The 19,766-nt window shown below is 35.9% G+C and carries 14 protein-coding genes; 12 read left to right on the top strand and 2 right to left on the bottom strand.

Annotated features, from left to right (window positions below; genetic code table 11):
* Positions 1-69: 69 nt before the first annotated feature.
* The 12 genes from EG348_RS16770 to EG348_RS16825 all read left to right on the top strand — a co-directional run bounded on the left by EG348_RS16770 (position 70) and on the right by EG348_RS16825 (position 19,076).
* Positions 70-846 carry a GLPGLI family protein gene (locus EG348_RS16770; RefSeq protein ID WP_228414880.1) on the top strand — a complete coding sequence of 259 codons (777 nt, stop codon included), beginning with the start codon at positions 70-72 and terminating at the stop codon, positions 844-846.
* 6 nt (positions 847-852) lie between these two features.
* Positions 853-3,495, top strand: coding sequence for a TonB-dependent receptor (locus EG348_RS16775; RefSeq protein WP_123984121.1), 2,643 nt, complete (start codon positions 853-855; stop codon positions 3,493-3,495).
* An 865-nt stretch (positions 3,496-4,360) separates the two neighbouring features.
* Positions 4,361-6,472, top strand: a complete 2,112-nt coding sequence (locus EG348_RS16780) for a type VI secretion system Vgr family protein (protein WP_123984122.1) — start codon at positions 4,361-4,363, stop codon at positions 6,470-6,472.
* 4 nt (positions 6,473-6,476) lie between these two features.
* Entirely contained in the window at positions 6,477-7,424 is a 948-nt protein-coding gene (locus EG348_RS16785) for a hypothetical protein (protein ID WP_123984123.1), read from the top strand.
* Between the two features lie 90 nt (positions 7,425-7,514).
* Complete coding sequence (locus tag EG348_RS16790) at positions 7,515-7,778, top strand: hypothetical protein (RefSeq protein ID WP_123984124.1); 264 nt, start codon at positions 7,515-7,517, stop codon at positions 7,776-7,778.
* Positions 7,768-9,450 (top strand): hypothetical protein, encoded by a 1,683-nt coding sequence (locus EG348_RS21800; RefSeq protein WP_185145482.1) that lies wholly within the window; start codon positions 7,768-7,770, stop codon positions 9,448-9,450. The genes EG348_RS16790 and EG348_RS21800 overlap by 11 nt, the downstream gene beginning before the upstream one ends.
* 33 nt (positions 9,451-9,483) lie before the next feature.
* Entirely contained in the window at positions 9,484-10,194 is a 711-nt protein-coding gene (locus EG348_RS16800; RefSeq protein WP_123984125.1) for a PoNi-like cognate immunity protein, read from the top strand.
* A gap of 284 nt (positions 10,195-10,478) precedes the next feature.
* Entirely contained in the window at positions 10,479-11,069 is a 591-nt protein-coding gene (locus tag EG348_RS16805; protein WP_123984126.1) for an RNA polymerase sigma factor, read from the top strand.
* Positions 11,070-11,172: 103 nt separating this feature from the next.
* Positions 11,173-12,351, top strand: a complete 1,179-nt coding sequence (locus tag EG348_RS16810) for a FecR family protein (protein WP_123984127.1) — start codon at positions 11,173-11,175, stop codon at positions 12,349-12,351.
* 229 nt (positions 12,352-12,580) lie between these two features.
* Positions 12,581-16,039: a SusC/RagA family TonB-linked outer membrane protein gene (locus EG348_RS16815; protein ID WP_164463314.1), complete on the top strand. Its 3,459-nt coding sequence runs from the start codon at positions 12,581-12,583 to the stop codon at positions 16,037-16,039.
* 30 nt (positions 16,040-16,069) lie between these two features.
* Positions 16,070-17,464, top strand: a complete 1,395-nt coding sequence (locus EG348_RS16820) for a RagB/SusD family nutrient uptake outer membrane protein (protein ID WP_123984129.1) — start codon at positions 16,070-16,072, stop codon at positions 17,462-17,464.
* 1 nt (position 17,465) lies between these two features.
* Positions 17,466-19,076 (top strand): TlpA family protein disulfide reductase, encoded by a 1,611-nt coding sequence (locus EG348_RS16825; RefSeq protein ID WP_123984130.1) that lies wholly within the window; start codon positions 17,466-17,468, stop codon positions 19,074-19,076.
* Positions 19,077-19,130: 54 nt separating this feature from the next.
* On the opposite strand, the gene EG348_RS16830 is transcribed toward EG348_RS16825, so the two are convergent.
* Both EG348_RS16830 and EG348_RS16835 read right to left on the bottom strand, forming a co-directional pair.
* Positions 19,131-19,379 carry a DUF6520 family protein gene (locus tag EG348_RS16830; protein ID WP_123984131.1) on the bottom strand — a complete coding sequence of 83 codons (249 nt, stop codon included), beginning with the start codon at positions 19,377-19,379 and terminating at the stop codon, positions 19,131-19,133.
* A gap of 127 nt (positions 19,380-19,506) precedes the next feature.
* Positions 19,507-19,755: a hypothetical protein gene (locus tag EG348_RS16835; RefSeq protein ID WP_123984132.1), complete on the bottom strand. Its 249-nt coding sequence runs from the start codon at positions 19,753-19,755 to the stop codon at positions 19,507-19,509.
* Between the last annotated feature and the right edge of the window lie 11 nt (positions 19,756-19,766).

A 19,766-nucleotide genomic window follows, 5' to 3' on the forward strand; every position in this document is an offset into this window, starting at 1 on the left:
TACAATTTTATTATAATTAATTAACTGGAATTGACTATTTTTAAAACAATGAATGTGAGAAAATTTTATATGCTATTTTTAGTTTTATTCTCGGCATTAAATCTATGTGGGCAGACCAAAGAGGCTGCAATTGCCAGAGTAAGTTATAGGTTTACGCATTATCGAGACACAATAGATATCTCGAAAATGACGGAAAATGACATGATATTGCTATTAGGCCCTTCATTAAGTGGGTTTAAAAGCCGGACAAGGATGGTTCATGATTCTATTATGCTAGCGAACATGAGGAAAATGAAAGGGGGGCCAGTTGGGAGTACTGTTCCAGTTGGAGTAGGAACTCAAATATATTTGGATCATAAAAATAAAAAGGCCCATCAAATGGATGTGCTAATCAAAAACTACTATTATCCAATAACATATCCTATTATTGACTGGACAATCTACCCTGATACCATGACAATCTCTGGGTTGAAATGTCAGAAAGCCCGTGGCGAATGGAAAGGAAGGATTTATGATGCATGGTTCTGTCCTGATATTCCTTTTAAAGCAGGGCCATGGAAACTAAATGGACTGCCTGGTTTGATTATCAGTGCTGTAGATCAGAAAAAACAGGTTAAATTTGAGTTTACAGGTTTTGAGAAGCTTAAGAATGGAACGGTGTTTATTGAACTGCCGAAAGACCGTATTGTCACTACAGAGGCCAACTATAAAAAAATGCAAAATGCTTTTTTAGATGATCCTATTTCATATATGAAGGCGCTAATGCCTGAAATCAAAAGCATCGTACCGCCTAATAAGTACGTCCGAAAACCGCCGATAAATAATCCTTTAGAATTGCTAAATTAATAGGCTGTGAGATTTTTCCTTTTACTTATTGGTTTAAGTTTGAGTTATAACGCCATTGCGCAATCCTTGTCTGGTAAGGTTACTGATAGCTTAAATAAGCCGCTTTCTGATGTTTCACTGATGTTAAAAAGGAATAACATCATACTGGCATTTAAATCATCGGATGATAAAGGTTTCTTTACGATTATTTTACCACCAGGGATCTCGTTAGATTCTCTGATCTTGGAAGCCAGTATTTTAAGTTATGATAAGCAGGTTGTCAATTTGCATAAGAATCAGTTGTTCTACGAATTCCATTTAAAGGAAAACGCTAACCAGCTTGCGACGATAAATGTCAAAAACATAAGACCAGTATTAAAAGTAAGAGGGGATACAATAAGCTATAAGACATCTGATTTTAGTAATAATAATGATCGTGTGATAGGTGATGTCCTGCGGAGAATGCCTGGTATTTCTGTGGACAAAGAAGGTAAAATCGCATTTAACGGTAAATCAATTTCCAACCTCTATATTGATGGAGATGATCTTTTAGATGATAAATATAACATTGCAACAAAGTCAATTCCCAACGGGATCGTGAACCAGGTTGAGGTGCTGCAAAATCATCAGCCAGTAAAGATGTTAAAAGATAAAGTGGTGAGTGATAAAGTCGCAATAAACCTGAAAATAAGTGATGGTGCTAAACTGAGGCTTATTGGAAATGAAACCATTGGTGCGGGTGTCAAGGATCTGTATTTCGCAGATATGAATGCGATGATGTTCTCGGGGAAATTTAAGGGAATAAACTATTTAAAGGCAAATAATACAGCCACGGATCTCTCTGAAGATCTCATAGCCCATAATACTGGAGACTATCAAAAAAGAATTGATAACAATAAACCACAGCCATTACTTTTTTTGCCCTCATATGCTCCAGCAGGATTGAGCCGTGATAAATACCTGCGCAATAATTCTTTTATCTTTAATGTCAATAATCTGGTAAATCTGAGGAAAGATGAACAGTTGAAAATAAATGCCTACACGACCTTTGATAAGGAAAACCGTGATTATTCCAGTATAACTAAGATTATTCTACCCTCACAAACGGTTATTTATAGGGACGGTCAGAACACGCATTTGACATCAAGAGCATGGAATGTCAACTTTAATTATTTGCTAAATAAGGATAAGTACTATTTGAGTAATAGCTTTCTTTTCAATAAAAGTAATGCTGATAATATTTCAAACATCTCAAGTGGTATAGATTTTTCACAAAAACTACAGAATACCCGGCTTGATATTTCCAATGAATTTAACCTGATGAGGTATACGAAGCAAAGTAATCTTTACGAGATATACAGTTATTTCAACCGGAGTAGCATTAAGGATCAAAGTAATTTCGAACCAGGTATCTACCCTGAAATATTTAATCAGGGGGTGCCATTCTCTTACTTAATGCAGTCAGCGCATATTCCCTCCTGGTTCACTAACAGTTATTTTTTGTACAGAATTCCAAAAGGAAAATTAACCCAGAGCTATAAAACAGGTATCTCTTATCAAAACCAGGTTCTTTTATCGCAACTTTCTCCATCTATCTTATCAGGCACAATCGATAGTTCCCGAAATAATTTGACTTGGCAAAAATTAAAAGTATATGGCGAGGCGTCTTATGATTGGATTTTCGAAAAAGCGAAGATTAGCCTGCAATTGCCGGTTAGTTACCAACAGATGAATTTAACTGATACCAACTATAGTTATAAACCCTCTCTAAAACGATTGTTCTTCAATCCTTACTTTCTTTTGAAATACTATGTTGGAAAGGAAAGTGATTTTTCACTGACCTATAGTATGAGAAGTGACATTGGAACGATTAATGAGTTTTACAGAGGATATGTACTTTCCAGCTTCCGAAATCTAAATGCTAATGATGGAACAATTTCACAGCAACGCAATCAATCTGTTGCTCTTGGATACAATTATAAGGAATCAATAAGTATGTTTTTTACAAGTGTCTTTGTCGCATTCAGCCAGGTTCACAATAATAATATCCAGTCTCAGTTATACTTCAATAATTTTCAGAAAAATGTTATGATACCCATACCTTATAATACAAGTAGCTGGTTGATAAACGGGAGGATGAGCAAATATATATATCCATTACATTCAACTTTGACCGCTAACTTAAGCTACCAGATTAGCACAAGTAGTCAATTTCAGAATAATATATTGGTTCCGGTAAATGTTATTATTCCAATGACTGAGCTAAACATAGAAAGTAGTTTAAGCAAGAAAATCAGCCTAAGCTATAATATTAACTTGTCAAGGTATCGTACAGTAGTCAATGGTAATTTTGCAAATCCCTTGAAAACAGGGCAACTCACTTATAAGGCTGCGCTTTCTTATAATTTATTTGATCAGCTAACATTGGCTTGTGAAAACAGTTTTTTTCATTACAACCAGTCTGGCAGCGAATCACTAAATTATAATTTTCTTGATGCTAAAATAAAATACAGATTATTTAAATCGCGGCTAGAACTTGAAGGGACAGCAAAGAACATTCTAAATATTGAGCATTATTCAACAAGAAGTTTACTTGAATTGACTCAAACAAGTAGCACTTATGAATTGCCTGGCAGAATGATCTTGCTAAAAGCAAATTTTTCACTTTGAAAGGTCAATAAGGTTTAATTATTAAGCGATAGTTTATTTTAAAACGCTACATGATGAGCGAAGTACTATCAAGATATTTTATTTACATTCCTTTTATATTAGACAACTTTCCATCTCGGAATAATGTAAGATTTGTAAAGACGGTTTGCAGAAATCCAGTTTAGGGTGTGATTGTTATCTCCTGCTGGTTATGGTATAAGTAGATTTTCCAACCATTCTTATCCGCAGGAACATGAAATTGGATTGCCCAGAATGAAAATGAATTAGAAATTTTAATCATTTTCGGTCCCTGATCATGATTTTTTTAATCTTAAATACACTAAAAAAGATTTTTAATCTATGATATTTCTGGTTTCGTTAAACTGGGTGTTAAACCATCATCATACTGACCTAACGGCTGTTAGTAGTAGAATTACTACAGAATCTCAAATATTACTAAAAAAATGGAGTGGTTTAAAAATATAGTTTATCTTTATTACGAAAATCACCATAGCACGAAATATTAACTGTTAAAAGTTTTAAAATTATGATAAACTAAAAAGTAATTTAGATCTGAACAGGAGTACAATCAACAGTCTTATCAAATGATTTACTCCTTGAGTTTTATAATTAGTCAAAAAATATCGCCCCTGATGTTCGGACTAAGAAGGCTCCCCGCCTGGAAACCAATAGCTCAACAATCAAAAGACAAAATCAAGATACTTACAGATTCACTCGCTTAGGGTTTATCCTGGTTTTTTTGTCCTATGAAAATTAAGCTAATTCAATTAAATATGCAGCCATTATTACGGGTATAATCTGTACTGCAATTATATTTTAAGGATTAATTTCCTTGCACATAAACACAATCAGAAAAAATTATGCGATGTTTCAAAATAGTAAATCATCAAAAGATCAAGTTCCTAAACTTGGCCAAAGTTCTGATCCAATCAAACAGGTAACTGAAAATATTGGAAAAGAAACTTTAAATAAAATAGATCAGAAATTATCCGATAAAGTTCAGAAGACCGGGCAGACAATAAACCAGGCACAAACATATTCCAATATGTTTATGAATCAGGTCATCCAGCCCAACAATCCATCCATAACACCAGATAAAGTTTGGAAAAATCAGCCTGTCTCCAAAATACATAATGCCAAGGCGATTGCCGAAAATCAAATTTTAGGGATTAACCGTGTGGTTAAGCTAGAAATTGTCATTGAAGGTAAGGTAATAAAGCATTTCAAACATTTCAAATTAAAACAGAGTGCTGTAAAACACCATGAATTCAGTTTGATGCTGGCTCATGATACATTGGGCAGTGCTGAAAATCATAATTTGGAAGAGGCCCAAAATTTTTTGGGAAAACGAATTACCGTAATTTTTAAATATAAAGATGTAGAAGATGGCCCAGAAAGGAATTTTGTTGGCGTGATTACACAAGTTGGTTTCAGTCAGGAAAAAGGCAGTTTAGGGAATATTCTTCTTCACGGCTTTAGCCCTACTATTTTGCTGGATGCTGCGCCTCATATTCAAAGTTTTGGTGGCAAACAGGAAATCAGTCTCAACAGCCTTGCAGATCAGGTAATCAAAGAAGGATTGGGAGCAAGCAAATTTGACTTCAGGGTAAATGCACAGCATGGAAATATCTCTTATAGCTCGCAATATGAAGAAACCCATTATAATTATCTGGCAAGAATAGCCGAAGCTTATGGCGAGCAGTTCTTCTATGACGGTGAAGTATTGCATTTCGGGAAACTGCCACCGCAGGAAAAGCCTGTTAAGCTTACTTATGGCAGCACTGTAAATGATGTAAATATTATGATGAACGTGCAACATGTAAATCCTACTTTTTATGGTTATAACAGCAGCAAAAATGAAAAACTAGAAACTGGAAATTCAAAAATCAGCCATACATCAGACATTGCAAAACGTGCTTACGAAATATCAGAAAAAACGTTTTCGACACCTTCTTTAAGGGTAGCGCCTATAAAAGCATCTTCATTTATGGATATTGATGCTTCACAAAAAGGTACCGCCGGTAGTAAAGCCTCAGAAGTTTTTATAACCTCAGGAACTTCTACTATTCCATTTTTATACCCAGGTTGCATTGCAGATATTGAAATGCGTAAATCGGATAGTAACGAAACCAGCTACTTTACAAAACTTATGATTATAGATGTTAATCATGAAGTAGATGCAAGGGGTTACTATACCGGAACGTTTGAAGCGATTGCATCAGATACCGGTTTTATCCCTCGTCCGGAGTTTCATGTACCTAAAGCAGAACCACAATTTGCAAAAGTTATATCTAATACCGATCCACAAAACCAGGGGAGAGTGCAGGTAAAGTTTGACTGGCAGAACGGAGATAGCATATCAGAATTTATCCGCGTGATGACGCCCGATGCCGGAGGCAGTGATAAGGTAAGTAAAAACCGTGGCTTTATGGCTGTTCCCGAAGTTGGAGATCAGGTCATCGTTAATTTTGTTCATCAACATCCCGACCGACCGTTTGTAATGGGCGGAATGTTTCACGGTGGAGTTGGTGGCGGGGGCGGACAAAATAATAACGTGAAAAGTTTGAGCAGCCGAAGCGGAAACAAGCTTGAATTAAATGATGGAGAGGGGTCTGTATTCCTGACCGATCAGGGCGGTGCCAATATGAAATTTGACGGTAACGGAAATGCAGCAACAAGTGCCAATAGCAGTCATCATGTAACTGCGGGAAATAAGCATTCTACGAACGTTGGAAAGGGTCAAAGTGTATTAACTATGGGCGATGATGGTGTTATAGATCTGAGTGGAACTTCAAAGGTTATTTTAAAAGTTGGAAGCAGTACTATAACAATAGATGGCGAAAGTATTACCGTGAAATCTAAAACAGTAAATGTTGAAGGAACCTCCACCACTAATGTAGGAAAAGCCAAAGGAAGCCCTGGAATGATCGTGACAAGCGAAGTGAAAATTACCGGTAAAGATGTATTTATAAATTAAAAGTATGATAAACGATAAAAGAATCAAGATAAGACAACCCTTTAGGGATCAATATACACTTTCCATTGATGCTGAGGTAAATGCAATAGAATCTACTATCCTTTCTACAGTTGAAATACGATATGATTTTCAAGTGCTGAGCATAAGGGAAGATTTTGTAGAAGTAAGGCTTTTGGTGCTGGAAAGTAAAGTGGTAAAGGCAAATAATCCAATGGTTAAGGAGGTGGCACAGGTAAGCCAGGTTTTTGGGCGGATGTATAACGAACTGCACCTGCAAATAGCGCCGAGTGGCAAAGTACTAAAAGTGCTTAACACCGATTTTATTTTATCAAAATGGGCAGAGACCAAAGCAGAAATACAGAAACATATTTCAGGAAACGCAGAATTGGAACAAGCCATAACCTTACATGATGAAATTTTTAATAACGCTGATAAGGTGATGATCGCGGTTCAGGCCAACGAATTTTTCGCCATGTATTTTGGACATGTATATGATACCGATTTACGAGCGGCTAAAAAGATTTTTGGTACTAATATTTTTAATACCGCAAATCTGGAATGGAACCTTAAATCTGAATGTAATTCAACATTACCTGTTCAGGGCAAAGAAACATTGATTGTTAATACCAAGGCTTATCCGCAGTTGCCATTAAGTGATGGCTTTTGTAATGCTGCTTATCATCAATTTAAAGACAAAATTAAAATTGACCCTGTGCAGATCAAGATGATACAGGATGAAGAGCGTTTAGTAGAATATGAAAGCGGAAGACTAAGAAGATCTGATGTAAGTAAAATGGAGGAAGTAAATCCCGAAAAGCTATATCATAAATTTAAGTTTACGATGGTGAGCGATGGAGAAAAACAAACGCTTGAAAAAAACAAACATACCGAAAATGAGACAAAAGCTGCACCAGAAAATGATGAAAAAATATATGGCGTAAGATGGTCATGATTTATGCCCTGAAACCAGTTGTAAGAACAGTTAAAGCAGGAGCTTTATCTACTGTGACAATAGGAAGGATTCGGATTTAAAAATACAATTATGAAACCTGTACATACAAAAAAATCATTTTTAGAATCAGAAAAAAAATGGCAAAAGACTTTCCAAATATGGCATCTCAGTATTCGGATTGGGTTAACCATAAATTTTGGTACTTCGTCATTTTTTATTGAAAAGAGTTTTAAAAAAGGAGAGCACATCTTTCTTCGTCAGCATGTTTTTCAAAAAATATACAACGGGGACAAGATAAGATTGGCACATCATACACGAAAGCAAATTTTGAAAAAAGTAATAAGTGGGCAATAAAAGAATCACTGAGAACGACTTTTGGCAGTGTACAAACGGAGCTGTACCCGCACAGCTGCAAGGCTCCAATAAAACTACCAAAAAAGCATCAGGAGAAAAATATATAACTGTTAATGATAAAGCAACCAGTAGCTGGATAGATTTTGGCTGTACTAAGCTTATGCTAATATATGCACTATTGGCAGCAGCTGTAGTTGTAATTGCGGCAATGACTGTAGCTACAGGTGGAGCAGCGCTGATCGCATTAGGGGCACTTGCTGGTTTGGCGGGTGCTGCCTGGGGAGCAGTTGTAGGAACTATGCTTTGTGGCCATCTGGGTGCCAAAATAAGAACATGGGTAGAAGTACCCAAAGCTAATAGAACTGTAATACAAGGCGTTACGCAGGTAACGGGTGATTTTAAAATGACTTGCATGATACCTGGAGGTATAGTTACCTTTAATCCTAAAATAAAAAACTGGAATCAGGCAATAGCATTGGGTGCATCCAATTATTTGGGTAAACTAATGGAAGGAATGATGGCTGGTGCTGCAGTAGGTATGGCAGGCGCATTATGGGCGGGAGGTGCATCAGCGTTTGCAAGTGGCGGAATAAGGGGGATTGGACAGGCTGCGTGGCAATTTGCTAAAAGTTGCCCTATGAATGTCGTAAAAAATATTGCTGCTTCCTTTGGTTATGCTGGGGCAGGTGCAAGCACAACTGCCGTTTGGACAACAGTTGGTACAGCAGTTGGCATACGTACAGTTACTGCGACACAGGCTGGCTTAGGGCATTACGGTAATACAGGAGAATCTGGCTGGGGAGCCGCTGGACAAGGCGTTTTCGCAATGGAAACCGGCATGTATGAATCTGGACACAATATGGCCGGCAGTGCTTTAGGATGGAAAAAGGAAGACGGAACAGGATATTCTACAAGTTGGCAGGATGTTGCAGGTATGGCAATGCTATTATCTCCGGTACATAAAGCTCCTGAAGAGTTGACCAGTAAAGCCGAACCAAAAAGTAAAGTTGAAGAACCTGTAAACGATGGTGAAACTAAAAAAACCGACGAGGAGCAAACTGTTAAAGATGCAAACGTAGCAGAAAGCGAAGCAGGTGGGCCAGCGGGAGAAAGAGAGGCATTTGAAGATGCCACGAGTTTAGATGCAGATTCAATAGCTCAAAGAGACCAGATTAATGGAGTAGAAGATGGATCAATACCATTGGAAGGTTATGAGGGTCATAAAAAAGGAAATCACCAAAGAAAAGGAAACTATGGTGAAATGAAAATGGATCAAAATATCGAAGGGATAACAGAAATAAATGGGCAACCCGCAGATTTAACAGCATTGCACGAAAAAATTACTAACGTTGATCAAAACGGACATAAAGGAATTGATGGTGTATACGAAAATGCGTCCCCTCCCCCTAAATATGTTATAGTAGAAGCCAAGTATGGAAGTTCTGATCTAAGTCAAACTCCTAAAGACGGACCCCAAATGAGTAAGGACTGGATTTTGGGTAGTGAGAGATTAGAAAATGCAGTTGGGCCTGAAATTGCTGATGACATTCGTTTCGAAATAGAAAACAATCCATCAAACGTACAGCGAGTACTATCACATGTTGACGCTAATGGTAACGTAACTACAAGTACTATTGACGCAAATGGGAATGTTACAGGTCCATGGCCTTAAGAAAATTTATTAAATTTGAAGATAAACAATAATATGGTACGAGATAAAATTAAGCCACAAGAGTATTTTGATTCATATATTCAGAATACTCAAAAAAGGAAAAGTAAATATATCGAGAAAATAGAAGGATTAGATGATCCGCATCAAGGATACATAAATAGTGCAATCACATTAGATCTTTTTACACGGAACCTATTTATAGCAAAGTATTCGGAAGGTTATGAAGTTTCACAACTACGACATGACTACGTAAAATCTATAAAATTGTTTGAATTAACTTATAATTCTACCTCTTTTTATGTTCAAATGTTGTGGATGATATCTATTGGAATAATGTTAGATATAGAAGCAGATGAATTTTCCAAACTTATAGAGTTAATTAAGAAAGATGATCCAAATGACTATTTAATAGATTTTCTATTATGTAAAAAAGTAAATTGGGACAAACAAGCTAAAAACTTTAAATTTCCTGATCCCTATCAGTCATTAGAGCAAGTTATATCTTTAGCGACGAGTGGTGAGAAAGAAAAGGCAGTAGAGAAACTAAAATTATATTTAGATAAAGAATGGTACAAAGGACATTCAGATACGGGATGGTACGATAATCATAAAAGTAAACACGACACTTATGCAGGATATTGGAGTTGGGAAAGTGGCGCATTGGTACAAGTTTTAGGCTTAGATGATAGTTCTCTAAAGGATCAACAATATTACCCTTATGATATGGTTCATTGGAATGATTAGAAATTAATTTGAAGAATATTTGATTAAACAAGACTACCTGAAATTTTTCAGGTAGTTAAATGTGTAGTCCTGGAAGCAATAGGGCGTATAATATTTAAAATCAAAAAGTGTAAAAGTGCTCTTTTTACCACGTCCCAATATAAGTATGATGAAGAGGAAGGTGTTGTAGTTCATTATGTACAATACTACAATTATGGTTAATAACTTCATGCTAGAATTTTTATCAAACATTAGAGATTGCATCAACAAATATTTAACTTTAACTTAATATTTTAGTTAAATAAATGAAATCCTTAACCATAATTGATGAAAAGGAGTTGCTACTTCGGTTGCGGGATGGGGATTATACAGCTTTTGAGAAAATCTATTCCATTCATAAGGAAAAGCTAGCAGGCCGCCTCTTCAGACTGCTTAAATCATGGGAATTGGTTGAAGATATTTTACAGGAACTTTTCATAAAATTATGGAATAACAGGGATATAATAGATGGAGATAAACCGCTTGAAGCTTATCTGCACCGCATCGCATCCAATCTTGTAAACGACTATTTCCGGAGTGTCTCCAAAGACAAAAAATTGGCGGATGAATTATGGTATCGCATCTCAGAGGTTTACAATCCTTTTGAAGAAATCTCACAAGCGATCGCAGACCATGAGCTTTTTCGTTCTATAGAGAAACTTCCTGAGCAGCGCAAAAAGGTTTTTCTTCTTTGTAAATTAGAGAAGAAAAGTTATGCAGAAGTAAGCAAGCTTTTGCAAATTTCGGAAGCAGCAGTAAACGATCATATTACAAAAGCAAACAAATTCTTAAAAGATAATTATGATAAGGCGATTCCCTTTGCTGTTATTGTATTCTATCATCACCTTATTGGTTAGTTTTTTCTCTGATAATCAGTTAGTTGTGATTATTTTAAGATTTTTATAAATATTGCAGCTATTGGTTTTGATACCATTAGCGTATTACTATAAAAAGCAAATCTTGGAAACTAACCACTATATCAGAGAACTCTTTAACAAATATCTGGATAATACCATTAATAATGATGAGTATGGTGTTTTGCTAAGGCATTTTGGAAAAGAAGAGGGTAGTGAGGAAATTCGGTATCTCATCTTCGAAAACTTATCTAGTGATGTTGCAGAAAATAATGCAGTAGGACTAAAAAATACTGTTGATGCGGTCCAGGATAAACTGCGAAATAAACTTCAGCCTAAAAAGAAATTAAGGCTGATACAAAAATATTGGCCATACGCTGCTCTTGCCCTTTTAGGTCTAGCATTTGCTTTATATTTTTATCTGAGTAAAACACAAGATCATTTACCAGTTCTAATAACAGATAATCAAATTAGGGTTAATCCGGGAGGTGATAAAGCTACGCTTGTCCTGGATGATGGCAGAACAGTTTTATTAGATACGGTTTCAAATGACCTTATACCTGCACAACCCGGTGTAGATATTTCTAAAATCGGGAAAGGGCAGTTAAAGTATAATGCTACTGATATCGCTTCTCGATTAGTATATAATACTATAAAAACGCCAAATGGAGGGCAGTATCAAGTTATTTTGCCTGATAATACCCATGTATGGCTAAACGCGGCATCATCTATCAAATTTCCGACAGCTTTTATTGGAAATAGCCGTGAGGTTATCATCACTGGTGAAGCGTACTTTGAAGTTGCCAAAAATAAAAGCAAACCTTTCAGAGTAAAAACAGCGGACCAAACAGTTGAAGTACTAGGGACACACTTTAATGTGAATAGTTATGCTGATGAACAAAGCACTGTTACTACGCTTGCAGAAGGTTCAGTACGTGTAAACCTTTCCAGTAGTGGTAATAATTTTAGCCATGCTATGACTATCGCGCCGGGACAACAAACTACCACAACAAAAAACAATATTACCATAGGAACAGCTGACTTAGAATCTGCACTGGCATGGAAAAATAACCAAATTTATTTTAAGCAAGCCAGTATTCAAACCATCATGCGGCAGGTTGCACGCTGGTACAATATTGATGTAGAATATATAGGCAAAATCCCTGATAGGAAATTTACAGGTGGTATATACCGTACAGATAACCTGAATGATTTACTGAAAATCCTGATGCTAAATGATCTCCATTTCGAATTAATAAATAACACACTAATTGTTAAACCCTAAATCAGTGCCTATGCAGTAGAAGTTAAATCAAATTTTTAGTATTAGTTAATGATGCCCCATAAAAAAGCCGGTAATGCTGTCGAGAGCATTATCCGGCAATAGGGGTAGTCATGATAACACCGTAAAGCAATTATTCAACTAACCCACAAACAAAAATATGAAATTTTTCACATGCTTTCGGCATGCACTTATGCGTGCCCGAAGTCACCCTACAAAACCACTTCTGGTTATGAAGCTAAGCACGCTATTTATATTGATCTCTTATTTTCAAGTAACGGCAAGCGTTTATGCTCAAAAAATATCATTGGCAGTTACACAGCAACCTATAACAAAGGTATTTGGCCAGATACAGAAACAGAGCGGATACATCTTTTTTTATGATGAAAACATGATTAAGGATGCCAATACGGTAACCTTAAATGTAAAACAAAAAAACCTAACTGAAACATTGGATTTGCTTTTTGAAGGGCAACCTTTTACCTACGAAATGGTTAAGAAAACCATTGTTGTAAAAGCAAAAGGTTTTGTAAAACCCAGAGCGAGTGCTAGCCCCAGACAGCAAAAGATTACTGGGCTTGTAACCGATGAAAAGGGTGATCCTCTGGTGGGAGCAACCGTCTCTATTAAGGGTACCAATCTAAGTGTAATTACAAATGCAGAAGGAAGATTTACTATTAACAATGGCCCAGAGAATGCAATAGTAGTTATATCTTATATTGGATATCAAACAATAGAAGTAAAAGTAGATAACAATAGTAACATAAACATAAAGTTACAATTAGTAAGTTCAAACCTGAATGATGTTTCTATTGTCTCAACGGGTTACCAAACCATACCTAAAGAAAGATCTACGGGTTCATTTGTTCAGGTTGATAATAAATTGCTTAACAGAAGAGTTTCTACTGACATTATAAGCCGTTTAGAAAATGTTGTGCCTGGTCTTTCCTTTAAAGTAAATAAAACTACGGGAAAATCTAACAATATGAATATCCGTGGACGCAGTACCATATTTGCCAATGATCAGCCACTTATTGTGGTCGATAATTTTCCTTATGATGGGGATATTGCAAATATTAACCCAAACGATATTGAGAGTATCAGTGTTCTTAAAGACGCTGCAGCGGCCTCAATTTGGGGAGCGAGGGCTGGAAACGGAGTAATTGTACTAACCACGAAAAAAGGTATTAAAAATGCTCCCCTTCAAGTTAATTTCAACAGTAATATAACCATTGGTGAAAAATCTGATTTATATTATAGCAGGCGCTCGATGAGCTCTTCAGATTTTATTGATGTTGAACAGAAATTATTTGACTTAAATTTTTATAATTCCGATCAGACAAATGCTAATAAACCTGTTATTTCTCCCGTTGTCGAAATTCTAATAAAAAGGAAAAATGGAACCTTATCTGAAACAGATGCGAATAATCAAATTAACGCATTAAGAAAATTAGATGTCAGAGATGATTATAGTAAATACTTATACCGAAATAGTTTTAATCAGCAATATGCACTGAATATGAACGGGGGATCGAAAGATATCAGTTATTATTTTTCTGGTGGTTTTGACAAGAATCTTTTTAATGCAGTAAATAATGATTTTAACAGAATTTCCTTAAATGCACAAAGTACCATTACCCCTTTTAAAAATCTGGATATACTTGTGGGCATTAGCTATGTTATGAACAGAACCCAAAACAATAACAGTGGGTTCAATTCCATAGCGCCTAGTTCTACCAAAAATAATATATATCCCTATGCACAGTTAGCTACTGCTGATGGAACCCCGCTAGCTATTGTGAAAGATTACAGAAGTACTTTTACGGATAATCCGGGAGCTGGCATGCTTGACTGGAAATACCGCCCTTTAGATGAATTGAATTTAGCTAACAACGTAAGTAAACTTACAAATGCGCGCATAAGCCTTGGCGCTAAATATACATTTATCCCTCAATTAAATGCCGAGGTAAAATATCAGTACGAAAAACAGTTTGTTACTGGCCGAAATCTCTATGACCAGCAGACCTATATGGTTAGAGATTTAATTAATAAATTTTATGATCCTACATCTACAAATAAATATCCTGTGCCTGTTGGGGGCATTTTAGATCAATCTCTTTCCGATCTAAATTCATATTCATTCCGTTCACAGGTAAATTACAATCAAAACTGGATTCAAAAGCATCAGTTAAACGCCATTGCAGGTGTTGAAGTGCGAGAGGTCAAAATTGATGGAAGTACGAGCAGGCAATATGGCTATGATGATGTTTTAGGAACAAGTAGCAGAGTAAATTATGTTGACCTTTTTCCTGCATATTATAATACTTCGACGCGGTTATCTATTCCAGTAGGCAGTGGGGTTTCAGGTTCATTAGATCGTTTCTTCTCCTACTATGCAAACTCAGCTTATACTTTTAATAACAAGTATACTTTTAGTGCAAGCGGCAGAAAAGATGCATCAAATTTATTAGGTGTTAAAACAAATCAAAAAGGTGTACCTCTATACTCTGTGGGCGGCTCATGGATTGCAAGCAAGGAAAACTTTTACAATCTTAAGTGGCTTCCTTATTTAAAACTGAGAGCAACGTTTGGTTATAATGGAAACGTTGATAAATCTACTTCGGCCTATGTTACCGCATTGTATGCTAACAGTACGCGAACAAATCTTCAAACTGCTCAAATTACAAATCCTCCAAACCCAAGTTTAATATGGGAAAGGACAAGGGTTGTTAATCTGGGGTTAGATTTTGCCACAGCGAATCAACGTATATCAGGCACTATAGAATATTTTAGTAAAGCAGGACTTGATTTAATAGGGAACGGGCTCGTTGCACCATCGAACGGTATCTCAACATTTAGATCAAATTTGGCAAGCACCAAAGGACATGGTACTGATATCACCGTTAATACCCAGAATTTAAAGGGACAATTTCAATGGAATACTGTTGTGCTTTTCTCATATGCATTGGATAAGGTTACCAAATACGAAACAAAAGCGACTGCCTCTAGCCTTGTAGGCTTTGCGGATATAGATGCAACTCCCTACGTTGGTCGGCCATTATTTTCTATTTACAGTTATAAATGGGCAGGATTAGATCCTGCTACCGGAGATCCGCAGGGCTATTTGAATGGAGCGGTGAGCAAAAATTATACTTCAATATTAACAACTATGAAACCGGAAGAGCTTGTTTACAACGGACCATCAACTGCTCCTTACTTCGGTTCGATTCGCAATTCATTTTCTTATAAGGGGTTTGAATGTAGTTTTAATATTAGTTACAAATTTGGGTATTATTTCCGAAAGTCATCAGTTGATTATGGAAGTCTTTTTAATGCGTGGTTAGGGAATGTAGACTATGCAAACAGATGGCAAAAAACAGGAGATGAACTTTTCACTCAAGTTCCATCGTTCCCTACATTGCCAAATAATGTTAATCGAGACGCCATATATAAGGGCTCGGAAATTCTTGTAGAATCTGGCTCCCATATCAGGCTTCAGGATGTTGGACTTTCTTATTCTTTTAATAAAAATAATGGTAATAAACTGCCTTTTAAAAAACTTGAAGTTTATAGTTATATAAATAATCTTGGGCTACTGTGGACAAAGAATAGACAGGGTATTGATCCTGATGCAAGTATTTTTCTGCCATTTTCGAAAACATACTCCTTGGGTGTAAAATGTACATTCTAAATGTAAACATTCATTTAAAACAATTTTATCATGAATTTTAAACCTATTACCTATATATTAATTGCCATCTTATTTATATCATGTAAAAAAGAATGGCTGGATGCAAAACCAAGTAAAAATTTGGTGGTGCCTGAAACGATTGCCAATTTTCAGGCTTTGTTGGATAACGAAGGAAAAATGAATGGATTTGGCGCTGGCGCTGTGCCGGCAATGGGCGAACTGAGTACAGATGATTATGAGATGCTCGATAATATCTACACAACAACGGTTTCTGCAGTTCAAAGAAACTGTTATACGTTTAAGAAGGATATTTTTGAAGGAACGGCTACCAGTGGAGATTGGAGCTCACCCTATGAGCAGGTATTTTATTCCAATGTAGCTCTAGAGGGTCTCGAAAAGATTAATCCTTCAAACGGAGAATTATCCAGCTATAATAATGTTAAAGGAAGTGCATACTTTTTTAGGGCACATGCTTTTTTCCAGTTGGCGCAATCTTTTTGCAAACCTTATAATACAGCTACGGCTAGCTCTGATTTGGGTATAATACTGAAAATAAAATCGGAGATTGGAGCCTTACCACGATCAACCATTGAGGAGACTTATCGGCAAATTATCAGTGATTTACTTGAGGCTGAAAAGCTCCTTCCAAATGTTCCCATAGTGCCTACTAGGCCATCGAGATCAGCAGTATTTGCTCTAATGTCTCGGATTTATTTGGTAATGGGGAATTATGATAATGCATTAAAATATGCTAATGACTGCCTCGCGATAAAAAATAAGATTACTGATTTTAATACACTTAATTCAACTGCAACCATTCCCTTTGCCCCATTTAACGAAGAAGTAATATTTTCTTCTGACTTAAACACTTTTTTAGTCCTAATTATGAGCCTTAATTATTGTCTGATTAATCCCAATCTTTATAATCAGTATGATGTCAATGATTTAAGAAAAACGGTTTATTTCAGACAAACTGGAACCCGCTACGCTTTTAAAGGATCATTTGACGAAACATATGCTGGTAATTTTGCTGGACTGGCCACTGACGAAGTCTTGCTAACAAGAGCCGAATGCTTAGCACGTACTGGAAACATCGCAGGAGCAATGAAGGATCTTAACGATTTAATGATAAAGCGATATAAAATTAATCCACTTACCAATACTAGTACTTATGTAAATCAAACCGCCAGTGACGAAACAGATGCACTTAAAAAAATATATACAGAGCGTAGAAAAGAGCTATTATTTAGAGGCATTAGATGGCTTGATTTAAGAAGACTGAACACCGATGCTCGCTTTGCGGTAACATTAAGCCGAACCGTAAATGGTCAGGTTTATACTTTACCACCTAATGATTCACGTTATGTTTTTCCAATACCAGACAGGGAGATTCAGTTAAATTCTATTCAGCAAAATATCAGATAAAATGATGAAAAATAACATTATAAATAGATTAACCACAGTTTCATTTGTATTTTGTATTATCAGCAGTTACTCATTAAGCGCACAAACAAAAAGTAGTAAAAAACCTGTTGTAATATATGGACAGATCAATGCTGACTACGAGACAGCAAAAAAGAAATTTGTAAGCGACACAATCACGGTGAGCTTTTGGCAGACTTACACAAAAAAAGGAAGAAATTTTCCGGAGCCTTTTATACTCAAGACTGTTACCAAGAAAGGTAATTTTTTTGGGGCATATGGCCAATACGTATTTAATTTTACTATACCTGATGTTTTTGATACGGGTTATATTCGTATAGAATCGAGTAAGGACGTGTTATTAAAGGAGTATTTGGTTGAACCGGGAGATAGCATTAAGATACTATTTGATCAAAGATACAGAAGAACCGTATTTGCCGGGCCTTCAGCAAAAAAATTTCAACTTATAAGTGATTTGGAACAAGCTGATGCAAGTAAACAATTTCAAATGGACAGGCAGGTATTAGCAAAAAAAATAACTGACATATTGAGAACAGACAGCTTAATACAGGCTTATAAAATAAACAGTAAAAATTCATTTGGCAATATGTTTGAGATTAAATTCATGTATAGCCCTCAGTACCTTGAGCAACTGGGTACAGAAATTAGTAAAAAACCATCTCAGCTATATGGATGGAATATATTTACGCGATACGAAGGACTTATTACTCCGAAGGCATATTCTATATTGCAGGCAAATGTTGTCGGCGATCATCTTTCAGTAGCACTTTCTTATTTTAACCAATTGTACAAAGCTGCGCAAAAAGATAAGAAAACCCAACTGTTAGATAGTTTAAATCAAATGTATTATGATGTTATTGAAAAAATTCCGGATACTATTTTTTCGGACAGTATTATCGTTGCATCGTCATCATATACCTATGTACTTTTGGCAAAAGCACATATTCAATCGAAAGTCCAAAATATATCTACTTACGAAATATTGAAGAAAAATTATGGTGGCATTTTAAGAGAAAAATTAGTTGTAGCATATTTTATAGAAAATAGTGCTAGCATAGACAATGTGGCAGAATTAATGAGTGATGCCTTTACTTACTTTAAAACAGAAGTGTTTAAAGATGTGTTACGAAAATTGTACGATGCTTCTAAAATTGGATCAAAAGCCTATAATTTTGCACTTAAAGATACCAAAGGCAATGTTGTTAAATTAAGCGATTTTAAAGGGAAAATAGTATTCATTGATTTTTGGTATACTGGTTGTTCATCTTGCAGTAAATTTTATACCGCCCATCTTTCCAAGGTGGAAGCGCACTATAAAGATGATCCAAACTTTGTTTTCCTTTCAATAAGCTGTGATAAAGACCTAAGCAAGTGGCATAAAAGCATAAATGAGGGCTTATATACATCAAAACATACTTTAAATTTGTATACAAACGGTCAGGGAAGTAATCATCCGATATTAAGTGAATACGGCGTTTATGGTTACCCGTCGCAAGTACTGATTGATAGGAAGGGAAAAATAATTCAGCGAGCAAATTTGTATGTTCCATATGAAAAATTGGTTCCAATTATCGATTCGGCTCTTGCTAAGTAATAAAAATGGGCTGATTAATCATCAGCCCAATATATTTAAATGTACTAAGTTGGATTATGGTACTTGTATGAAAGTACCGTCTTCAAGAATTTGTTCCACTCCCTGACCTGGATCATCGTTATGCATAAGAGCTTTACAAGCTGGTTCTTCTGAGTCTTCGCATCTGTCATTACCGTCTGCTAGTACCCATGTGCCACTGTTATATCCATAAACAGGTCTGTCATCATGCTTATTCACACTTGTAAAAGCACTTCCTACAGCAAATAGTACGGCTGTAGCTAATAATAATTTAAAATTTTTCATGATAAGATAAATTTAGTTTTGGTTGCCTACTCTTTGTAAAGGTTTTCGGCTTCGCCTTTTAGTTCTGGCCAGAAATATTCATGGTTATTATTATTATTATTATTATTATTTAGTTTATTGTAATTGGTTATGGTACTTGTATAAAGGTACCCCAGCTTGTAGTTTGTTCTACTCCAGCGTCGGGGTCGTCATTGATCATTACACCCATACAGGCTTCACTTGGATCGTCGGTACAAACATCATTTTCATCAGCTAAAACCCAATAACTTCCACTCCATCCCCAAATCGGTCTATCAGCAGATCTTTTTGAGGATTTAAAAGCGCTTGCTATGGCAAATACTATTGTCAGGGCTAATAGTAATTTATTTTTTTTCATGGTTACGGTTT

It is taken from the genome of Chryseobacterium sp. G0201 (genome assembly GCF_003815655.1).
In the GTDB taxonomy this organism is placed as follows: domain Bacteria; phylum Bacteroidota; class Bacteroidia; order Flavobacteriales; family Weeksellaceae; genus Chryseobacterium.

Excerpts from the sequence above, each read along its gene's own strand:
- EG348_RS16790 (WP_123984124.1), top strand. The coding sequence starts at position 7,515 with ATGAAACCTGTACATACAAAAAAATCATTTTTAGAATCAGAAAAAAAA.
- EG348_RS16800 (WP_123984125.1), top strand. The coding sequence starts at position 9,484 with ATGGTACGAGATAAAATTAAGCCACAAGAGTATTTTGATTCATATATT.
- EG348_RS16825 (WP_123984130.1), top strand. The coding sequence starts at position 17,466 with ATGATGAAAAATAACATTATAAATAGATTAACCACAGTTTCATTTGTA.
- EG348_RS16805 (WP_123984126.1), top strand. The coding sequence starts at position 10,479 with ATGAAATCCTTAACCATAATTGATGAAAAGGAGTTGCTACTTCGGTTG.
- EG348_RS16770 (WP_228414880.1), top strand. The coding sequence starts at position 70 with ATGCTATTTTTAGTTTTATTCTCGGCATTAAATCTATGTGGGCAGACC.
- EG348_RS16785 (WP_123984123.1), top strand. The coding sequence starts at position 6,477 with ATGATAAACGATAAAAGAATCAAGATAAGACAACCCTTTAGGGATCAA.
- EG348_RS16830 (WP_123984131.1), bottom strand. The coding sequence starts at position 19,379 with ATGAAAAATTTTAAATTATTATTAGCTACAGCCGTACTATTTGCTGTA.
- EG348_RS16780 (WP_123984122.1), top strand. The coding sequence starts at position 4,361 with ATGTTTCAAAATAGTAAATCATCAAAAGATCAAGTTCCTAAACTTGGC.
- EG348_RS16815 (WP_164463314.1), top strand. The coding sequence starts at position 12,581 with ATGAAGCTAAGCACGCTATTTATATTGATCTCTTATTTTCAAGTAACG.
- EG348_RS16820 (WP_123984129.1), top strand. The coding sequence starts at position 16,070 with ATGAATTTTAAACCTATTACCTATATATTAATTGCCATCTTATTTATA.
- EG348_RS16835 (WP_123984132.1), bottom strand. The coding sequence starts at position 19,755 with ATGAAAAAAAATAAATTACTATTAGCCCTGACAATAGTATTTGCCATA.